The 19,427-nt window shown below is 35.2% G+C and carries 20 protein-coding genes; 18 read left to right on the top strand and 2 right to left on the bottom strand.

What is annotated here, in order from left to right; translation table 11 throughout:
- Nucleotides 1-296: 296 nt before the first annotated feature.
- The 10 genes from NP781_RS20415 (at nucleotide 297) to NP781_RS20370 (ending at nucleotide 10,534) form a co-directional block, all read left to right on the top strand.
- Nucleotides 297-1,784, top strand: coding sequence for a peptide MFS transporter (locus tag NP781_RS20415; RefSeq protein WP_004231940.1), 1,488 nt, complete (start codon nucleotides 297-299; stop codon nucleotides 1,782-1,784).
- A gap of 204 nt (nucleotides 1,785-1,988) precedes the next feature.
- Nucleotides 1,989-3,134 carry a M20 peptidase aminoacylase family protein gene (locus NP781_RS20410; protein WP_221681484.1) on the top strand — a complete coding sequence of 382 codons (1,146 nt, stop codon included), beginning with the start codon at nucleotides 1,989-1,991 and terminating at the stop codon, nucleotides 3,132-3,134.
- Nucleotides 3,134-3,958, top strand: a complete 825-nt coding sequence (locus NP781_RS20405; protein ID WP_221681483.1) for a GNAT family N-acetyltransferase — start codon at nucleotides 3,134-3,136, stop codon at nucleotides 3,956-3,958. The genes NP781_RS20410 and NP781_RS20405 overlap by 1 nt, the downstream gene beginning before the upstream one ends.
- A 21-nt stretch (nucleotides 3,959-3,979) precedes the next feature.
- Entirely contained in the window at nucleotides 3,980-5,086 is a 1,107-nt protein-coding gene (gene menC, locus NP781_RS20400) for an o-succinylbenzoate synthase (protein ID WP_257520686.1), read from the top strand.
- 50 nt (nucleotides 5,087-5,136) lie between these two features.
- Nucleotides 5,137-6,189, top strand: a complete 1,053-nt coding sequence (locus NP781_RS20395; protein ID WP_221681472.1) for a YkvI family membrane protein — start codon at nucleotides 5,137-5,139, stop codon at nucleotides 6,187-6,189.
- A gap of 284 nt (nucleotides 6,190-6,473) precedes the next feature.
- The gene (locus NP781_RS20390; protein ID WP_004231947.1) at nucleotides 6,474-7,424 is read left to right on the top strand and encodes an ABC transporter permease; all 951 of its coding nucleotides are present in this window, start codon (nucleotides 6,474-6,476) and stop codon (nucleotides 7,422-7,424) included.
- The gene (locus NP781_RS20385; protein ID WP_257520685.1) at nucleotides 7,417-8,370 is read left to right on the top strand and encodes an iron chelate uptake ABC transporter family permease subunit; all 954 of its coding nucleotides are present in this window, start codon (nucleotides 7,417-7,419) and stop codon (nucleotides 8,368-8,370) included. The genes NP781_RS20390 and NP781_RS20385 overlap by 8 nt, the downstream gene beginning before the upstream one ends.
- Nucleotides 8,367-9,128: an iron ABC transporter ATP-binding protein gene (locus tag NP781_RS20380; protein ID WP_257520684.1), complete on the top strand. Its 762-nt coding sequence runs from the start codon at nucleotides 8,367-8,369 to the stop codon at nucleotides 9,126-9,128. The genes NP781_RS20385 and NP781_RS20380 overlap by 4 nt, the downstream gene beginning before the upstream one ends.
- A 64-nt stretch (nucleotides 9,129-9,192) precedes the next feature.
- Complete coding sequence (locus NP781_RS20375; RefSeq protein ID WP_221681468.1) at nucleotides 9,193-10,218, top strand: siderophore ABC transporter substrate-binding protein; 1,026 nt, start codon at nucleotides 9,193-9,195, stop codon at nucleotides 10,216-10,218.
- A gap of 1 nt (nucleotide 10,219) precedes the next feature.
- On the top strand, nucleotides 10,220-10,534 hold the full coding sequence (locus NP781_RS20370; protein ID WP_221681464.1) for an antibiotic biosynthesis monooxygenase family protein: 315 nt from the start codon (nucleotides 10,220-10,222) through the stop codon (nucleotides 10,532-10,534).
- 91 nt (nucleotides 10,535-10,625) lie between these two features.
- On the opposite strand, the gene NP781_RS20365 is transcribed toward NP781_RS20370, so the two are convergent.
- Nucleotides 10,626-11,171, bottom strand: coding sequence for a hypothetical protein (locus tag NP781_RS20365; protein WP_257520683.1), 546 nt, complete (start codon nucleotides 11,169-11,171; stop codon nucleotides 10,626-10,628).
- Between the two features lie 339 nt (nucleotides 11,172-11,510).
- Between NP781_RS20365 and NP781_RS20360 the strand changes: the two genes are divergently transcribed.
- From NP781_RS20360 to zupT, 8 genes are all read left to right on the top strand, one after another.
- Nucleotides 11,511-12,413, top strand: coding sequence for a polyprenyl synthetase family protein (locus NP781_RS20360; RefSeq protein WP_221681461.1), 903 nt, complete (start codon nucleotides 11,511-11,513; stop codon nucleotides 12,411-12,413).
- Between the two features lie 12 nt (nucleotides 12,414-12,425).
- Entirely contained in the window at nucleotides 12,426-12,584 is a 159-nt protein-coding gene (comX, locus tag NP781_RS20355) for a competence pheromone ComX (protein ID WP_221681459.1), read from the top strand.
- Between the two features lie 5 nt (nucleotides 12,585-12,589).
- Nucleotides 12,590-14,878: a sensor histidine kinase gene (locus NP781_RS20350; protein ID WP_257520682.1), complete on the top strand. Its 2,289-nt coding sequence runs from the start codon at nucleotides 12,590-12,592 to the stop codon at nucleotides 14,876-14,878.
- A complete protein-coding gene (locus NP781_RS20345) occupies nucleotides 14,862-15,473 on the top strand; it encodes a response regulator transcription factor (RefSeq protein WP_225341057.1) in 612 nt (203 codons plus the stop codon). The genes NP781_RS20350 and NP781_RS20345 overlap by 17 nt, the downstream gene beginning before the upstream one ends.
- Before the next feature lie 422 nt (nucleotides 15,474-15,895).
- A complete protein-coding gene (locus NP781_RS20340; RefSeq protein WP_221681452.1) occupies nucleotides 15,896-16,795 on the top strand; it encodes a hypothetical protein in 900 nt (299 codons plus the stop codon).
- 39 nt (nucleotides 16,796-16,834) lie between these two features.
- The gene (locus tag NP781_RS20335) at nucleotides 16,835-16,966 is read left to right on the top strand and encodes a hypothetical protein (RefSeq protein ID WP_255601422.1); all 132 of its coding nucleotides are present in this window, start codon (nucleotides 16,835-16,837) and stop codon (nucleotides 16,964-16,966) included.
- 85 nt (nucleotides 16,967-17,051) lie between these two features.
- Entirely contained in the window at nucleotides 17,052-17,660 is a 609-nt protein-coding gene (locus NP781_RS20330; protein ID WP_221681449.1) for a phosphatase PAP2 family protein, read from the top strand.
- A gap of 157 nt (nucleotides 17,661-17,817) precedes the next feature.
- Nucleotides 17,818-18,627, top strand: coding sequence for a zinc transporter ZupT (zupT, locus tag NP781_RS20325; protein WP_016992734.1), 810 nt, complete (start codon nucleotides 17,818-17,820; stop codon nucleotides 18,625-18,627).
- A 55-nt stretch (nucleotides 18,628-18,682) separates the two neighbouring features.
- Here zupT and NP781_RS20320 read toward each other — a convergent pair whose 3' ends face one another.
- Nucleotides 18,683-19,369 carry an MtnX-like HAD-IB family phosphatase gene (locus NP781_RS20320; RefSeq protein WP_221681447.1) on the bottom strand — a complete coding sequence of 229 codons (687 nt, stop codon included), beginning with the start codon at nucleotides 19,367-19,369 and terminating at the stop codon, nucleotides 18,683-18,685.
- Nucleotides 19,370-19,427: the final 58 nt, after the last annotated feature.

Genomic DNA, 19,427 nt, shown 5'->3' with positions numbered 1-19,427 from the left:
GTATTAATTTTCAAGTAAAGTAAGGAATCTGAATTTTAGATATTTTAGAATAATTCATTATAGATTTAAAAATCTTTTAGGCATAAAGTGTGAGAAAACTTAGATATATCAAAGGATTTAATAATTTATCTAATAATCAATCAGAATTTATAGAAAAATGACAAATTTTCAACATTTTTTAAAACTCTTGCTAAAGTTTTTAAAACGCTTTAGTATGATGAAATAAAGTTTTTTTATCCTTATATTAGGGTAGTTGTGTTTTTGTAGAATAATTTTTTATTGGGAGAGGGTATTGTATGTCTAGTAAAGATGAAGTTGTAAAATCTGTCCCTCAAAATGGCTTTGTTGGACACCCTAAAGGGCTCTTTACTTTGTTTTTCACAGAATTTTGGGAACGTTTCTCGTACTATGGTATGCGAGCAATTCTCATCTTCTTTATGTATTACGAATTACATGACGGGGGCTTAGGTCTAGACCGCGGAACAGCGAACTCTATTATGGCCATCTACGGCTCACTTGTTTATATGTCTGGTATTATAGGTGGCTGGATTGCCGACCGAGTTTTAGGAACACGAAAAACCATTTTTTATGGTGGCGTGTTAATTATGATTGGTCACTTACTGCTAGCATTGCCTGGTGGTGTAAGTATGTTATTTGCTTCCATGGCATTTATCGTTATGGGTACTGGTTTATTAAAACCAAACGTTTCAAGTATTGTTGGGGACATTTATGCTGAAACAGATAGCCGCCGTGATGCAGGGTTTTCTATTTTCTATATGGGTATTAATATGGGAGCATTTATTGCACCTTTTATTGTCGGAACAATTGGACAAAAATATAGCTTCCACCTTGGCTTTGGTTTAGCGGGTCTAGGTATGTTTATTGGTTTAATTGTTTATAAATTAACAGAGAAAAAATATTTAGGCTTAGCAGGCTTACAAGTAAACAACCCATTAAAGCCTGAAGAACGTAAAAAAGTCTTTACACAATTCGGAGTTGCAGCTTTACTTATTATCATCTTGGGTGCTATCGGTATTAAAACTGGTACTTTAACAATGAATGTATTTAGTTTAATCATCACAGCTCTAGGTGTATTAATTCCAACTGCATTCTTTATTTATATGTATCGCAGTAAAAAAACAACGAAGGATGAAAAGTCTCGTCTACTTGCTTATATTCCTTTATTTTTATCAGCTGTAATGTTCTGGGCTATTCAAGAACAAGGAGCAACCATTTTAGCGACTTATGCAGATGAGCGTACACAGCTAAGTTTTGGCGGTATTCAGCTTCAATCTTCTTGGTTCCAGTCATTGAACCCATTATTTGTTATTACGATGGCACCATTATTTGCGATGCTATGGCTTAAATGGGGAGACAAGCAGCCGACAACACCACGTAAGTTCTCATATGCATTGTTCTTTGCGGGTCTGTCATTCTTAGTGATGATGGTTCCAGCACATCTGTCTGGTGGAGATACATTAGTGAGTCCTTTATGGTTAGTATTGTCATTCTTCTTAGTGGTTGTTGGTGAGTTATTATTATCACCAGTTGGTCTATCAGCCACAACGAAATTGGCACCACAGGCATTCGCAGCGCAAACGATGTCTTTATGGTTTTTAACAAGTGCAGCAGCACAAGCAATTAATGCGCAATTAGTTAAGGTCTATGAAGTTGTAAGCGAATTCACATACTTTGGTTTCTTAGGTACCTTATCTATTGTAGTCGGTATTATTATATTGGTGCTTTCACCAATTATTTCCAAGGCGATGAAGGGTATTAATTAATTAAAGATGCAAGTACAGTTATTAAAAAAGCTGTACTTGCATCTTTTTTTGCTATCTAAATAAAAGTCTATCTATGAAGCTGAGAGCGAAATATATTATCGTAAGTAGTTATTTTGTTGAATGTGGGTATAAGTTTCTATGTAGAAAATTATCATTTTCGTTATAATAATTTTAATAATAAGAAAATTTAAGGGGTTGGAATCTATGAAGGAAGAGTTAGATTATTTGAGGCCAAGATTAATGGAGATTTTTACGTATTTACATGCAAATCCAGAAATCAGCTGGCATGAAGTAGAAACCACCAATTATATCGTGGAGCTATTAAAGCAGGAAGGCTTTTCCCCTATACGATTTAAAAATTCGACAGGATTATATGTTGATGTAGGCACCGGTAACCCCAAAGTAGGACTAAGAACAGATATAGATGCCTTATGGCAAGAAGTAGATGGTCATTTCCGAGCGAATCATTCATGTGGACATGACGGTCATATGACGATGGCCATTGGTACACTTTTACTTTTAAAAGAACTACAGCAAACTATTAATGGTACAATCCGCGTTATTTTCCAACCTGCTGAAGAGAAAGGAACTGGAGCGTTATCTGTATTAGAAGAAGGTGTTATTGATGACTTAGATTATTTATTTGGTGTCCATGTAAGACCTGTTCATGAGCTAGAGGACGGCACTTATTGTGCAGCCTTATATCATGGTGCCTCTCGTTTACTTGAAGGCGAAATTATCGGAGAGGATGCTCATGCTGCAAGGCCGCACCTTGGTATTAATGCCATTGAAGTAGGTGCAACAATCATCGAAGATTTGCGAACCATTCATACAGATCCTATGGTTCCTGTATCTGTTAAGATGACGAAATTCCATGCTGGGGGAGATTCGGGCAATATTATCCCAGGTAATGCCTCATTTACAATTGATATTCGTGCACAGCAAAACAAGGTGATGGACGATTTAGCACAAGGCGTAAAGCGTGTGATCGATTCATCTAAATTGTTGCATAAGGTACAAATTGAATTACGTACGGTGGCCAATATCGTAGCTGCTGAAGTTGATACAAGTGCTCAATATTTGATGGAGCAGGCAATTATACAGGCCGCTGGATTATCAAATTTAAGAAAGCCTGTTCATACACCTGGAGGAGAGGATTTTCACCATTATGCTGTACAACGGCCGCATTTAAAAACAACCATGCTGGGCTTGGGTTGTGGATTAACACCAGGATTGCATCATCCGAAAATGAAATTTAAACAAGCAAGACTTGTCACGGGAGTGGAGATACTTACAAGAGCAGTTTTATTAGCTTTGGAGTCAGGGCATAAAAAGGAGGCGTCAGCGTAATGTTAGAGCAAGTGCGAATTCACAAAGTAACGACACCAGAAGAAATTGCAGAGATCCAAAAATTAAATGGTGAAATATGGGGAAGCCAAGCAATCCCCTCCCATCAATTACTAGCTGCTGTACAAAATGGGGGAATCGTATTAGGAGCATATTTAGATGAAAAGCTAATTGGCTTTAACTATTGCTTCGTTGGTTATCAGAGTAGAGAAATGTACTTACATTCGCACATGATTGGTGTAGAAAAAGCATATCGTGAACAAGGTGTGGGTGAATTATTGAAGCATGCCCAACAAGAATATGCAAAAGAGCATGGTTTTCAACTTGTCCGCTGGTTAATTGAACCATTAGAGGCGCGTTTAGCGAATCTAGCATTTCTAAAATTGAACGCTACTAGTTATCAATATGAAAATGATTATTATGGTCCGCTTCGAGATGACTTTAATGAAGGACTACCTTCAGATAGATTGGTCGTTGAATGGTGGATCGAGCGTGATCAAATGGCAGATAGCCTTGATGAATTAGAAGAAGTAGCACAGGAAATTGTACCTTGGACATTAACAGTTGACGGATTACCTGTTCTAGATATAGAAAATACATTTCAGTTAAAACAATCCTTTTATAAAGATGCCTATCTTTTACCGATCCCTCAATCTCTACAGAAAATGAAAGTGGAAAGTCCAAAACTTGCAGAGGACTGGCGTTATAAAATTCGTACTATCTTAACAACATTATTTAACCAAGATTATGCCATCGTACGCATGAAGAAACATCCACAATATGTTCATAGCTATCTGTTAGTCAGACGCTCCTTATTAGCTTTATAATAATGATAGGGAGTGAACAATGTGAGATTAGAAAAGATTACATTAAGGCATTTAAAAATGCCTATGAAAGCACCATTTACTACAAGTTTTGGCACAGTTGATGAAAAGGAAATGTTACTAATAGAAGCAAAAGATGAATCAGGGACCACGGGGTGGGGAGAAACTGTTGCTTTTGTAGCACCATGGTATACAGAAGAAACATTAAAGACAACATGGCATATGCTACAAGATTTTTTGATACCCATCTTGTTACATAAAGAGATTGGGCATCCAGATGAGGTAACCTCATTATTTGCACCTATTCGGCGAAACTGCATGGCGAAAGCTTCAATTGAGGGTGCTGTATGGGATATCTATGCTCAGCAAACAAAGCAATCACTTGCACAGGCGTTAGGTGGTCAAAAACAACGTATTGAAGTAGGAGTCAGTGTGGGTATTCAACCCTCTATCGCTCAGTTAATAGCATTAATAAAAGGTCATATTGAAAACGGCTACAAAAGGGTGAAGATTAAGATAAAGCCTGGAGAGGATGTAGAGGTAGTACAGGCAATTCGTGCGGAACTGCCAAATTTACCCTTGATGGTAGATGCAAACTCTGCTTATACATTAGAGGATATAGGAATACTACAGCAGCTTGATGACTTTAATTTATTAATGATTGAACAACCATTAGCTACTGATGATATTGTCGATCATGCAGCATTACAGAAAAAGTTAAAAACGCCTATTTGCTTAGATGAAAGCATCTCATCATATGAGGATGCCAGACGAGCAATTGAACTTGGAAGCTGTGGTGTCATCAACATCAAGATTGGACGAGTAGGTGGTTTAACGGAAGCGAAACGAATCCATGACTTATGTAAAGCAAACCATATTCCAGTTTGGTGTGGTGGTATGTTAGAGGCAGGGATTGGACGAGCACATAATGTTGCCTTAACATCTCTTAGTCAATTTATTTTACCTGGCGATACAGCAGGTTCTAGTCATTATTGGTACGAGGATATCATTGATCCTGAAGTAAAAGTCAAAGATGGCTATATTGAGGTACCCCAGTCGGTAGGTATTGGTTTTAAGCCTAATATGGCTGTGATTGATAAATTAACAATTAGCAAAGAAATCTATCAATAACGCAGTACTTAGTCGATCATTTAGTATATGGAAAACGAGGAGAGAACTGATTGAAAAAAAGCTTGCAAATCGGTGGTGCCTATGTGGGGATTATCGTTGGAGCAGGATTTGCATCAGGGCAGGAAATTGTCCTTTATTTTACAAGCTATGGCTTTAAAGGAATATATGGAGCATTGTTAGCTATGGTTGGTTTCTCAATTGTTGGAATGTGTGTTGCTCAAGTGAGCTCTAGGCTTCGTACATCGTCTCATAAGGATTTGATTTATCAAATTTCAGGGAATACTATGGGCTTTGTCTTGGATTTAGTTCTATCACTCTTTTTATTTGGTGTAGCTGTCATCATGTTTGCTGGGGCTGGTGCAACATTTCAGCAAATGTTTGGACTGCCTATTTGGTTAGGGAGTATTTGTATGATCTTACTTACAGTAGCCACAGTCATGATGGATGTGAAGAGTATCATCAATATTATAGCACTTGCCACACCGTATCTACTAACAGTTGTGTCCATCATCGCTATCTATGCTATTGCCACGATGGATTTTACCTTTGCAGAGCAAGCAGTTATTGCTCAACAGGCTCAAATAAGTAAGAAAAGTTGGTGGGTAACGGCTTTATTGTACATGTCGTTCAATGTAGGGGTTAGCTTCTCTTTATTGACTGTTATGTGTGGATCCATACGCAATCATAAGGTAGCTGGAATGGGTGGTATAATTGGTGGGATTTTGTTAGGTGCTTTAATCTTGCTTGTGAATTTCTCCCTTTTAGCAAAGATGAATATCATTGTTGGACTAGACATTCCAATGCTAGCGTTAGCGAATGAAATTCATCCGATTGTTGGAGTATTAATGACTATTTCTCTTTTGGGAATGATTTATAATACGGCAGTAGGGATGCTATATTCCTTTATGGTAAGGTTTTTCGAGCCAAGCGGAGCAAGCTTTAGGGTTGCAGTCATATTTATAGGTGGTCTCGGTTTTCTAGCAAGCCTTGTAGGATTCACAACGCTAGTAGCTAAATTATACGCGGTTATGGGCTATGTAGGGTTAGTATTAATCATATTCATTATCTCTGCATGGTTAAGAGGCACAAAAAATATTATCTAATATAAAAAAGGTAATTGAGGAATAGATTTCATTCTCAATTACCTTTTTATTTGGATAAAAATATTGTAGAAATAGTGAATTATTTCTGTTGATTGATTTATGGTAATGCTGATATTTCGTTAATTTGGCATATTTTTTCGTTAATCATTAATAAAACGAGAATAATTCTCATTTGCTGGTTGACTGAGAATAAAATCATGCTTATAATGGAAATCGTGAGTAATGATAATCATTTTCACTAATAAGTGAGTTACACACAAAAATGAAATCTACCGGGGATTACTATGAAAATAAGATATCTTTTAACAGCAACTGTTGTGCTGTCTATTGTGTCGCTCTTTATAGGAGTAGTAGATATTAAGCCTAGCGACCTATTAGACTTCCAATCAGAAGAAGCTAGACTATTTTTAATTAGTCGTGTACCTAGACTTGTTGCAATCTTGCTGGCAGGTGCAGGTATGAGTATTGCTGGTTTAATTATGCAAAGCTTAAGTAGGAATAAATTCGTTTCACCAACAACAGCTGGTACATTAGATGCCACACGGTTAGGTGTATTGATTTCCATGATGTTCTTTACGAACGTTACGTATTTCCAAAAAATTTCCTTCGCTTTCATATTTGCTTTAGCCGGCACATTACTATTTATGCAAATATTAAACCGAATTAAGTTTAAAGATGCGATTTTTATACCGCTTATTGGCTTAATGTTTGGGAATATTTTGTCCTCTGTTACAACATTCTTTGCCTATAAGGCGAATATTATCCAAAACATTTCTGCATGGTTACAAGGAGATTTCTCATTAATCATGAAAGGCCGTTACGAACTGTTATACGTAAGTGTACCAATACTCATTTTAGCTTACATTTACGCAAATCGTTTTACAGTAGCTGGGATGGGAGAGGATTTTGCAAAAAATCTTGGTCTATCCTATAAATTTGTAGTCAATTTAGGCTTGGTGTTGGTAGCTCTTATCTCCACGACAGTGGTGTTAACAGTCGGTATCATTCCATTCCTTGGTTTGATTATTCCGAACATTATTTCCCTGTTTAAAGGTGATAATTTGGCAAAAACCTTGCCGCACACAGCATTACTTGGTATGTCATTCTTATTATTCTGTGATATTTTAGGACGAGTACTGATATTCCCTTATGAAATACCAATAAGTATGACTGTTGGTGTAATTGGAAGTGCCATCTTCCTATTCATGTTGTTTAGGGGGAGAGCATATGCGTAATCGTACAAAAATGTTCATTTTACTAGGTCTCGCTGTTATAGCAGTTGTCCTATATTTATTTTGGGAACTCAATGGTAATTATCACTATGCTTTTCCACGCCGTGTCATAAAGGTTGTGGCAATGGCATTAACGGGTATAGCAATTGCCTATTCAACAGTAGTTTTCCAAACAATTACACATAATCGTATTTTAACACCAAGTGTCATGGGTTTAGATGCTTTGTATATGTTAATTCAAACATGCATCTACTTCTTCTTTGGCTCTACATCCATATTAGTTATTAATATCTACTATAATTTTACGCTTGCAATAGGGGCGATGATTTTATTCGCTTTAATTTTCTACCGAGTATTGTTTAAAGAAGGAAAGCGACCGATTTATTTTTTACTGCTTGTTGGAATGATTGTTGGTACGTTTTTAGGAAGTATCACTACGTTCTTCCAAGTATTAATAGATCCGAATGAGTTTTTAGGCTTACAAAGTAAAATGTTTGCAAGTTTCAATAATGTTAATTCAGATTTAGTTTGGCTAGCAGGCGTTATCATTTTAATAACGTTTATCTACGGTGCTCGTCATATGAATCAATTAGACGTCATGTCTCTAGGACGAGACACAGCTATAAATTTAGGTGTACCTTACGATAAGCTTGTACAACGCATGTTAATTTTAGCTTCAATTTTGATTGCTGTTTCGACAGCGCTTGTTGGTCCGATCACGTTCTTAGGTTTAATCGTTGCAAATTTATCATATCAGTATTTTAGAACATACAAGCATTCCATCTTAATTACTGGCTCCTGTGTAATGAGTGTTGTAGCTTTAGTCGGTGGACAGTGGATGGTTGAGCGTTTATTTAGTTTCACTACTACACTTAGTGTCATTATTAACTTTGTGGGTGGGGTATACTTCATCTACTTATTATTAAGAGAAAGTAGGTCAGCAGGATGATACAAGTCAAAGAAATTACAAAGTTTTTTGGTAAAAAACCTGTCGTTCAAGATGTAAGTGTTGATATTGTTTCAGGAAAAATCACATCGTTTATTGGACCGAATGGTGCAGGGAAGTCCACGCTACTTTCTATGGTGAGTCGTTTACTGAATGCAGATACTGGCGAAGTACTACTCGATAAGGCAGATGTACGTAGCTGGAAATCGGATGATTTTGCTAAACGTGTATCGATTTTAAAGCAATCAAACTTTATGAATGTTCGTCTTACGATTCGTGAGCTTGTATCTTTTGGCCGTTTCCCTTACTCAAAAGGACACTTAAAACCTGATGACGAAGAAAAAGTGAACGAAGCTATTCGCTATATGAATTTAGAAGATATGCAACATAATTATTTAGATGAGCTTTCAGGTGGTCAGCGTCAGCGAGCATTTATCGCAATGGTTATTGCCCAAGATACTGAATATATCTTACTGGACGAACCATTAAATAATTTAGATATGAAGCATTCTGTCCAGATTATGAAGATTTTACGTAAGTTGGTTGATGAGTTAGGCAAAACAGTGGTTATCGTTTTACACGATATTAATTTTGCTTCTGTTTACTCTGACCATATTGTTGCATTAAAAGATGGCCGTGTTGTTAAAAATGGTCCTACAAATGACATTATTAACTCACATGCATTGAAGGAAATTTATGATATGGATATTCCTGTTCAAGAGCAGGATGGCTGTCGAATTTGTGTTTATTTTAATTCGTAAAAATAGTTTCAGATGGATAAACCGTCTAACTATCAAATATATTAATTAAAGGAGAAATTTCACAATGAAAAAATGGAAGTTACTTACAGTACTAATGGCAATGATGTTATTAGTATTAGCTGCTTGCGGTTCGAAAGATGAAGCAAAAGAAGATGATAAAGGTACTTCAACTGACAAACCAGCTGAAGAAAAAAATGGAGAATCATCGGTATATCCACTAACAATTCCAGGTAGCACAGTTGAAGGTCGTGACGGTAGTACAACATTTGAAGAGGTAACACTTGATAAAATGCCAGAAAAAGTTGTCGTTTTTGATAATGGTTTCCTAGATACATTAGATGCTTTAGGCGTTAATCCTACAGCAGTGGTACAAGACTCCTTACCAGCATATTTAAGCAAGTTTAAAGATAGCACTTATGTAAACGCAGGTACATTGTTCGAGCCTGATTATGAAAAATTATCTGAAATTAACCCAGATATTATTTTCATCTCTGGTCGTGCTTCAGCAGCTTATGCTGAATTATCTAAAATTGCTCCTACAGTATACATTGGTGTAGATAATACTAACTTCTTAGAGTCATTCAAAACTAATACAGAATTAGCTGGCAAAATCTTTGGTAAAGAAAAAGAAGCTGCAGATGCAATTGCTGCATATGAAGCAAAAGTAGAAGAAGTAAAAGCTAAAGCTACTGCAACAGAAGAAAAAGCGTTAATCGTTTTAGGTAGTGAAGGTTCATTATCAGTATTCGGTCCTGGTTCACGTTTCGGTGTGATTCATGATGTATATGGTGTAAAAGCTGTAGCTGAAGCTAGTGGTTTCAAAATCGAATCACATGGTGATAATGCAAGCTTTGAATTCGTACGTGAGAAAAACCCAGATATCTTATTCGTCATTGACCGTGACGCTGTTGTAAATGAAAACGGTGAATCAGGTACAAAAGCTGCAATTGAAAACGAAATCGTAAGTGCAACAAACGCTGTGAAAAACGGTAAAGTATTCTACCTAGATCCAGAAATTTGGTACCTTTCAGGTGGCGGTTTACAGTCAGAAACACAAAAAGCTGAAGATGTATTAAAGGCGTTTAACTAATATGTTTGTACAAATTAAACGTATCGTTGTGACGGAAGGGCATTCGGATAAAGTGGTGGAACGTTTTGGTGCTAATCCAAACGGACCATCATTACTTGAACAACAACCTGGTTTCATTGATAAACAGGTACTTGTTAAGAAAGTTCGCCGTGGTGATGAGGAAGTGCTAGTGATGGTTCGTTGGGAATCAGAAGAAGCATGGAAGAATTGGGAGAAGAGCCCTGAGCATATTGCTGGTCATAAGGCAAGCGCAGGTAAGCCAAAGCCTGATCATATCATTGAAAGCGGACAAGAAGTTTATTATGTAAAAGGTTAATCATCTAAAGGTGTCTCAAGGGATTGAGACACCTTTTTATTACACAAAAAGCAGGTCACAATCATTGTGACCTGCTTAGCTGATAGATGAGTTAATGTTTAATAGTTGGTTTTCGCCATTTACTAAATGTCGAATCCATATTAAAGGATATTGTGTTCTCATTAATGGATAAGCCTGAGATACTTGTATTACAAAGTTCATCCAAACTATCTGAATGATTGGTATTATTAGATGCATTGGCCGCCATTGCTAGCCCTCTTGCATTAATAATTGTGTCATGTGGCGTTACATATACTATAGGGGAATCTATATTTAAACCAAAAGTGAAAGGATTGACTAATGACATAGTAGAAATACTTTCGTTTGATATTCTAATAATGCCATATTGCTCAATATAATAATCTCGTTTTTGTTGAAATGTATCCTCAAATCCAGGTATATCACTAATATACTTTGAATAGGGTGAAATATTTTTATATGCAGCCAGTGTATCTTGATAGGCTTTTACTTCAGATTGAATTATGATTTGTTCAATTCGTCGTTGATCATTACTAGGCTGTTTAATTGTAATTTCTTCAGCTGAGACAGAGATATTACATGAAAAAGTAGCCGTAAGTATGAAAACAGTTTCATTCATTTTAAGTCACTCCCAGTACAAAAAGATTTCATGTTCATCAATCTATCCTGACTTTATAAATATATTTTATTGCTAATCTAAGCGTAACATCTGTTAGAGCGCCATTTCAATGGTAAGTTTACGCCACTTTAATGGCGGTACTTGGTTCTCTACCGCCATTTTTTTAGTAATAATTAGCAAAAATCTGGCGTGGTATGCATGAATAACGCCATTTTTTGGCGGTCTTTCTCTTTATAAAGGAATTAATGGTATTTAATGTATTATATAATTGTGTCACTAGTATTATTTCCCACTAATCTATATAATATCTAGTAATACACTAGATAGGGGAGAGGACTATTGAAGGATTTAGATGTACACATCAATGAATCATTAGACATCCTTATAGAAAATGAGCTACTACTTGGAACTGAGCTAAAATTAATGCTAAAAAGCTTTAAAGAAGAAAAAACAACAGTAGGTTTTTCCTTTGGTAAAATGTGTTTTTGGCATTATGAAGCATTTTCAAGTAGTATAAATCAAGATATCTACAAGGTAGCTGCTGCAATTGAACTTCTAATATTGTCTTTTGATATTATTGATGATCTGCAGGATAAAGATTCAGACTATAGTTGGAACAAAACACCTGAATTATCATTAAACGTTGCTTTAGCTATGCTGATCATGGCGTCTAAAACAATAGAAGAAACCTCTTTTGAACATAAAAGAGCAGCTATCAAGATAGTTAATGAATACGCATTAAAAAGTATAAATGGACAGCAATTAGACTTACTAAATAGTTGTCGCGATGAAGATTCCTATGTAAAAATGATTACCTTGAAATCCGGATCATTAACAGCAATGGGTTGCTTGGTTGGCGAAGTACTTGCAAAAGGAGTAATATCTCAAGAAGTAGAGGAATATGGGAAATACATAGGGATCATCCAACAAATTAAAAATGATATTCAAAGCTTAAAGGTGTGGGGGCCGAAAAATGATCTACTAAATAAAAGGTATTCTCTGCCTATTATTTATCTTTTATCACAGAAAAATGATGTTTCAAAATCTGTTTCTAGCTATTATAATGATGATATAGTTACAGATTTGGATAATAATGCAACAGAAGACGCGTTGACAAATGGTGGGGCGATACGTTATGCCATTACCATAAAAAACGTCTATAAATTTAAAGCATTGAATTTCCTTGAAAATGTAGCTATAAATCAGGTAGGTAGAGAATACCTACAAAAACTATTGAAATGAGGAGAGATAAAAATGATTAATGTAATCCAATATTTAGAGCAAAATCCAAGCCTAGTTGCACTATTAAAAGAACAAAAAGCCTCATTAGTTGGAGTTTCATCTGTAGAGCAAACAGCAATTTTAGAAGCGTTTAACGGTGAAATGAATACAGAAAGTGATATTTGGAACTAAGAAAGTTGCGAAGTAAGTTGTTTTGGCCCGCTATAATTCTCTATTTAATTATTGGTTTTTATTTAAATTATGTGAATTATAGCGAGCCTTATATTCAGATTGGGGTAGAAGAAGAGAATGACAAATGGGTCATTTCTCAACTTTATTATAAAGACTGGGCAGAGGGTCAAAATATTTCTGTTGGTGATGCAATTTTAACTGTAGATCATGAACCCATCAATGAATTAAATCAACTAAGATATAAATCTAAAATTTTATCTGCTAATGAAATAACAATACTGAAGCCCGATGGAGATCTAATCAATATACATATTAAGCATTTGGATATCCCTCAACAATTCATTTATGTATTAATCATTCCAGCTTGTTATTATTTATTAACATTATTTGTTGCATTTTATTTACATTTCAAACAAAGGAATACAAAATTAGCGGACTTACTAATTCTGTTTATGTTAACGGTTTCTTTGGCTTATGTAAGTAGTGGTGTCTCTGGTAGGATGGATACGATTGGCATTATCGTAAATCGAAGTAGTATGCTGTTATGTTTAGTTATACTATTACATTTTTTGAGAAATTATTATTCATTTGTGAAGACAAATTGGGTGTTTACAAATAATATCAAGCTCTTTTATATACTTCCTTTCATAGCTTTTGTATTAGGATGTATGGGTACTATTTATCCTGCTTCAAATGATATTCTTTCCAATGTTATATTGGCTATTTTCTTTATTCTCCTAGTGATCATCCTTAGTATTTTATTAATAAGCTATTTTAAGTACAGCTCACCTCAGTTGAAAATTTTATTAAATAGTATATTAATACCGTTTCTACCATTTCTTTTTTTATATGCACTCCCTAAAATTTTTTTTCATACGTATATACTTTCATCTGAGATAAGCTCCTTATTTTTATTGCTTATACCCTTTAGCTTTATTTTTACGCAATTAGCAGAGAGATTATTTGATATTGAGTATCATATTACAAGATTACGTTATTATGTTATATTCTCTTTAATCTTTACTGTATGGTTTACAGTGGGACTATATTTTATTGCAGGGCGTTATTTAACCATGACTATCATGTCAGGGGTATCTTTCTTTACATTTTCTTCATTAGTCATACTTTTTTACGTAAAAGAGAAGGTCGATTATCGTAAGCGAAAAATATTATTTTCCACAAAGGGTGACTATATTCATCAGCTATATACAGCCGTAGATAAAATTGGGAAAACAATTAAAATTGACGAACTTTTAGAAAAGTTTGCTTATGAGGTTTCCATGCATCTGGAGTTAGAGGATGTTTTTGTCTTAACATATAACTATGACAAAAATGAATTTATACCAATAGCTGGTGAAAGTATTACGATAGATCCTGACATAATGGAAGAAATCCGATTAGGTGAAATACGCAAAATTGACAAAGTTTATATAGCATTCCTCCATCAGGATGCACATTTTAAAAGAGCGTTAGTGCTAGGGCATAATAATACGATCCATTTAAAAGATGAGGAGCTTTTATGGCTTGAACTGCTCTTATTATATGTAAACAATTTTATTGAGAATACCAAGATGGTGGAAGAGCTGCTAGAGGAACTGAAGCATATGAAGCAAGCTGATGACGGTCAGTTACCGTGGCTGAATAAACTATTATGGCTAAGATTTGAAGAAGAAAAATACCAGTTAGCTCAAGAGTTACATGACACTAATTTACAGGAGCAACTTCATATAGCCCGCGAGGTGGATGTCCTAGTAAATGCAAAAAATACAACGGATATTCAAGATAAGCTTGCAAAAATTCATAAACAAATGGTTGCATCCTTACATGAATTACGTACTTATTGTGAAAACCTAAAACCGCCGTTACTAGATACATTAGGTTTAAATGCTGCATTAGAAAAATTGATTCGAAAAGTTCAAGAAAGAGCTAACTTCGTGCTTATTTACACCATTGATCGTCTTTATTTAGAGGATGAGCGTATGAATTTAATGATTTATCGTTTATTCCAAGAGCTACTTAATAATGCGTTAAAGCATTCCTATGCAGCATCAGTTGAAATTCATTTAAAAGAAATGAACGATGGTTTCGAAATCATTTATAAAGATGATGGTGTAGGCTGTAATGTAGAGGACATTATAGTAGCAGAATCTATGGGCATTCAAGGCATGCAGGAGCGCGTAAAAGCGTTTAACGGACAATTTACTATTGACTCGAATATCAATGAAGGGATGTTTATTAGAATCATGGTGAAAGAAGGGAGTGAAACACTTGATTACGATGCTCATAGTGGATGATCACCCTATAGTGTTAGAGGGAACTAAAAATTTATTTCAAGAGAATGAAGATATTATCATCGATACGGAAAGTGATGCAACTTGTGTTATTCAAAGGATAAAGAATAAACCGTACGATATCTATCTAATAGATATCAATATGCCATTAGAAAATGGAATTAACCTAGCCCGTAATATCAAGGCTATTCAGTCAAATGCTTCAGTTATTCTTTACACAGGTGATGATATTACGGATTATTATCCACTCATTTTAGAAAGAAAAATAGAAGGCATTTTAGCTAAAACAGCTTCGAAAGAGCAAATATTAAGAACAGTAAGGGCAATTGCAAACGGTGAAATTGTTTTACCTAAAAATTTCTTAGATTTTCTGGATGATAAATTTAAACTGCAAGGTGCTAAAGATATTCACTTAAATGAAAAGGAAAAGAAAATTTTAAGACTCATTGCAGAGGGGCACACAAATAAAGCTATCGCTATTGAATTAAATATTCCTCAACGTACAACGGAGAGATATTTAACTCAACTCTTTTCTTTGTTAAATGTAGATTCACGAACAGAAGCTGTAAATCTTGCTGAGAGAATGAATTTACTCTAAACTACTTCTATGTTATACTGTTGGTATATTTTTCAATTAATAGGTAGCATTATGGGAATTAAATATCCTATATATTACCTTGGTAAAATAAAACCATATCCCTATACTAAAATGCCTATAAAATATGATAGACACCGCCAAAAAAGTGGCGGTGTTTTTTTATAACCGCCAAATCACGCCAAAAATTTGTCTGAATCACGCCAGAAAATTGGCGTAAACCCGAAGTTGAAATAACGGTATAACTACTGGTACGCTTAAATTAACAGTGGTTAAGTAGATTTGCTTTAGTGAGTAATATATAAATCATTTTATTAAATAAGCAGCCTGACTATCTATGAATAAAGTAGCGTTAGTAGATTGTAGAATGTTACTAGCTAGTCAATATACTTCACCATAAAACTTTATAAAGGTAGGCGTGTATTGTGAAAGTAGAACTTGAAAATTTGTTTTCCATAGATGAAACTAGTCAAGATCAAGTTATTAACGTTTATAATCGTCATGGTATTGCTATTGGTGCGCCTGAATTGAGAAAAAGAAACTTAAAAACAAAATTTAATCCTATTTTTACATTAAATGAAGATGTAACATACGAGCAGGTAACAGCTTTATATGAGTCGTTAGAGCGTGAATTTGGAATCGTTTCAATCGGAGAACGATTTTATTTTGAATTTTCAGATATAGAGTATGAAAGAGCACCATTATTTACTTTAAATTCAACAGGTAATTCACCAGAAATGTTCTTAGAAGATAAAGGGACACTATTTTCTTTGAGTACACATTGTAAGTGTTGTGGGCTCATGGATAAAGAACAGCTATCACCAATCGTCATCGATACTACGCAGATGAAAGATCGTCATTTAGTGCATGTAAATGGTTATTGGGTAGCTTCTGAGGAACTAGTATCATTAATGAAAAGAGAAAAACTAGAAGGCTATGAGCTTTTAGAGGTGATCCATCAAGGCCCTGAAGAAGGCAAACAGCCAGCTTATCAAATTATTCCTATACAAATGCTCCCTGAGTGTAGTAAGGACAGAGTCAAATTATACTTTGCAACTGAGCAACCTCCGTGCAGTTGTGGTTTAAATGGTGTCATTAATGGTCCTGATATTTATCATCATGAAGATTTGGAAAACTTAAAAGGTGATGTTTTCTACTCAGCTGAGTGTAGTCATGACGGAAGATATCTATATAGAAAGACATTGTTTAGTAAAAGATTTAGAGAAACTATTATAAAATATGGTATTTCACGTGAGGTTAGAGGAGAAAAGGATGCAAACTTTGGTCCAAAAGATTGGCTTTTTGATCCAGTGCTAATTAAGTAGACAAATTTGGACTAGTAAAAGAATAAGGGAGTGTTTAGGATGTTTAGAAGAATACTACCTATAGTAGCCATTTTATTCATTGTTGCATTGGCTGTTTCCAATTACTTTAACAAACCAGATGAAGAATCTATCTCTATTTATCAAGAGGTCAATGGTGTAAATCTTTCTTAAAATGTAGGCCTATATTTCATTCAGAAAAGATTTATTTGTGTTATGATGTGAAGGATATAGCATGAATGTTTTTTGAGGTGAAAAAATGAAAAAATGGGCATATCCATTAGCAGTTATAACGTTATTTGTTTTTATAGTATTAAGGGCCACTTATCAAAGTCAGCTGATGAATACATTTGATGCAAAGATGGCAGAACTTTTTTTGGGTAATCGTTTTATTGAGATCTTTCATTATATAGGTGAGCCTAAATTTGTTGTTGCTGTTGCAGTAGTTTTAATGGTGTATTTAGCTTGGAAGGTAAAAAATTATCGAGGTATGCTATTTGTTGTCCTAACTTTTGCAGCAGGCAATGTTCTGAACCAATTACTGAAAAAATGGGAGCAGCGTCCACGACCTGAAATTGAGGATCAACTGACATCCTTTAGTTTTCCATCTGGACATTCGATGACTGGTATACTTTATTTATTTACACTTGCTTATATTTTAGCGGAGAATAGTAGTAAAGGACGTAAAATCCTTCTGTGGCTTGGGGCAACAATTTTAATGGTGCTTATTGGTTTATCACGTATTGCAGGAGCTCGACATTTTGCTACAGATGTACTTGCTGGTTGGAGCATCGGCTATACTTGGTTTATCATCTGTGTCATTTGGTACGAACGGCGTAAACGTTTATTTCAATCTAATCATAAATAAAAAGACAGGCAGTATCTATTTCTTATGATAGATACTGCTTTTTACATTTTACCGAGACATTGTAAAGAATGATATTTGCCTTATAAAAAAGAATTGCGTATAGGAAACTTCTACGTTAAGATGAGTACAATAAGAAAAAGAGCAAAGGAAGAAGGGCATGGACGGAAATGTTTTACTGGCATTAGGATTAACCCTGTTTGCTGGACTTGCAACAGGTGTAGGTAGTTTAATAGCATTTTTTACTTCAAGAACAAATACAAAATTTTTATCATTAGCATTGGGTTTTTCAGCAGGGGTAATGATTTATGTATCCCTTGTAGAAATATTTGTGAAAGCTAAAGATGCTTTAACCAATGCATTAGGTACAACCAATGGCTATTGGATGACAATCCTTGGATTTTTCGGTGGGATGTTGTTTATAGCCTTAATTGATAAATTCATTCCGAAGGCAACTAATCCTCATGAAGTAAAGCTAGTAGAGGATGTTAATGCCATCAAACCTCAAGTTAATGAAGAACATTTGATGAAGATGGGCGTTTTTACAGCTCTGGCGATTGGCATTCATAATTTTCCTGAGGGGATCGCTACATTTATGTCAGCTATTAATGATCCGAATGTAGGGATTGCTATTGCCATTGCAGTTGCTATTCATAATATTCCAGAAGGCATTGCTGTATCTGTTCCTATTTTCTTTGCAACAGGTAATCGAAGGAAAGCCTTTAAATTATCCTTTTTATCAGGATTGGCAGAGCCTGTAGGTGCATTAGTAGCTTTTTTGCTCCTTATGCCCTTTTTAACAGATGTCATGTTTGGAATCGTTTTCGCTGGGGTTGCAGGGATAATGGTCTTTATTTCACTAGATGAATTGCTACCGGCTGCACAAAGATATGATGAAACACATTTATCGATGTATGGTCTAGTAGGGGGGATGGCGGTCATGGCCATTAGCTTAGTATTATTAGCATAAATCAGTAGGAAAAGGGAGACATCTTTGTAAAAGTGGCTCCTTTTTCTTTTTTCTATTAGCGTGTAACAATAGCTTTTTTGGACTCCACTAGCTCTTGTACTATTTTTAGACAATCATGAAATGTGGTAAAAGGTCTATATGGAACATGAAGCTCTTCACAGCGTTGGATAAGATGATCTCTAGCTAAAACAATATCTGCTAGTTTAGCTGCCTCAAAATCCGATAGAGAATCACCAATTACAATTTTATAATGATCCTCCTTAGCAACCTTCCGCATCACGCTTGGTTTACAGCAACCGCATCCTTGTGTGCTGTATTTAGCGCATTCCTCATCGCAGCTATTTGGGTAGATCAACGCTATTTGTTTACCAGAAAAATCCGCTTTATTACAGTAAATGCCTGAAAAGGGACCAAATTTTTCAACTAAAGGCTCGATGAAAAAATCAACTCCGCCACTTACAATATAAAATGGAATATCGTTGTTTTGAGCATAGCGGACAAAATCACCAAATCCCTCACGTATGACTGCCGACTCCATTAGATATTGAATGACTTCACCTTTTTGATGAGTAGAAAGTAGATGAAACATTGCTGATAGCCCATCTTTAAATGAAATGGTTTGTTCCATCATCGCTTGAGCGATTTTCTCAGATTCTTCTGGTACAAATTCAGTCATAAGTGAAAAGATGTTATCTGTTTCTGTTATTGTGCCATCGAAATCACAGAATATAATGGGTTTCAAGATAATTCCTCCTTAGAAAAGCGCGTATAAAAGTCTAATTCTATACTTCTATAATATT

Origin of the sequence: Lysinibacillus sp. FN11, from assembly GCF_024628845.1 — a bacterium.
Classification (GTDB): domain Bacteria; phylum Bacillota; class Bacilli; order Bacillales_A; family Planococcaceae; genus Lysinibacillus; species Lysinibacillus capsici.
The sequence above is the reverse complement of the archived record's forward strand: the minus strand, read 5'-3'. Positions and strand labels throughout refer to the sequence as shown.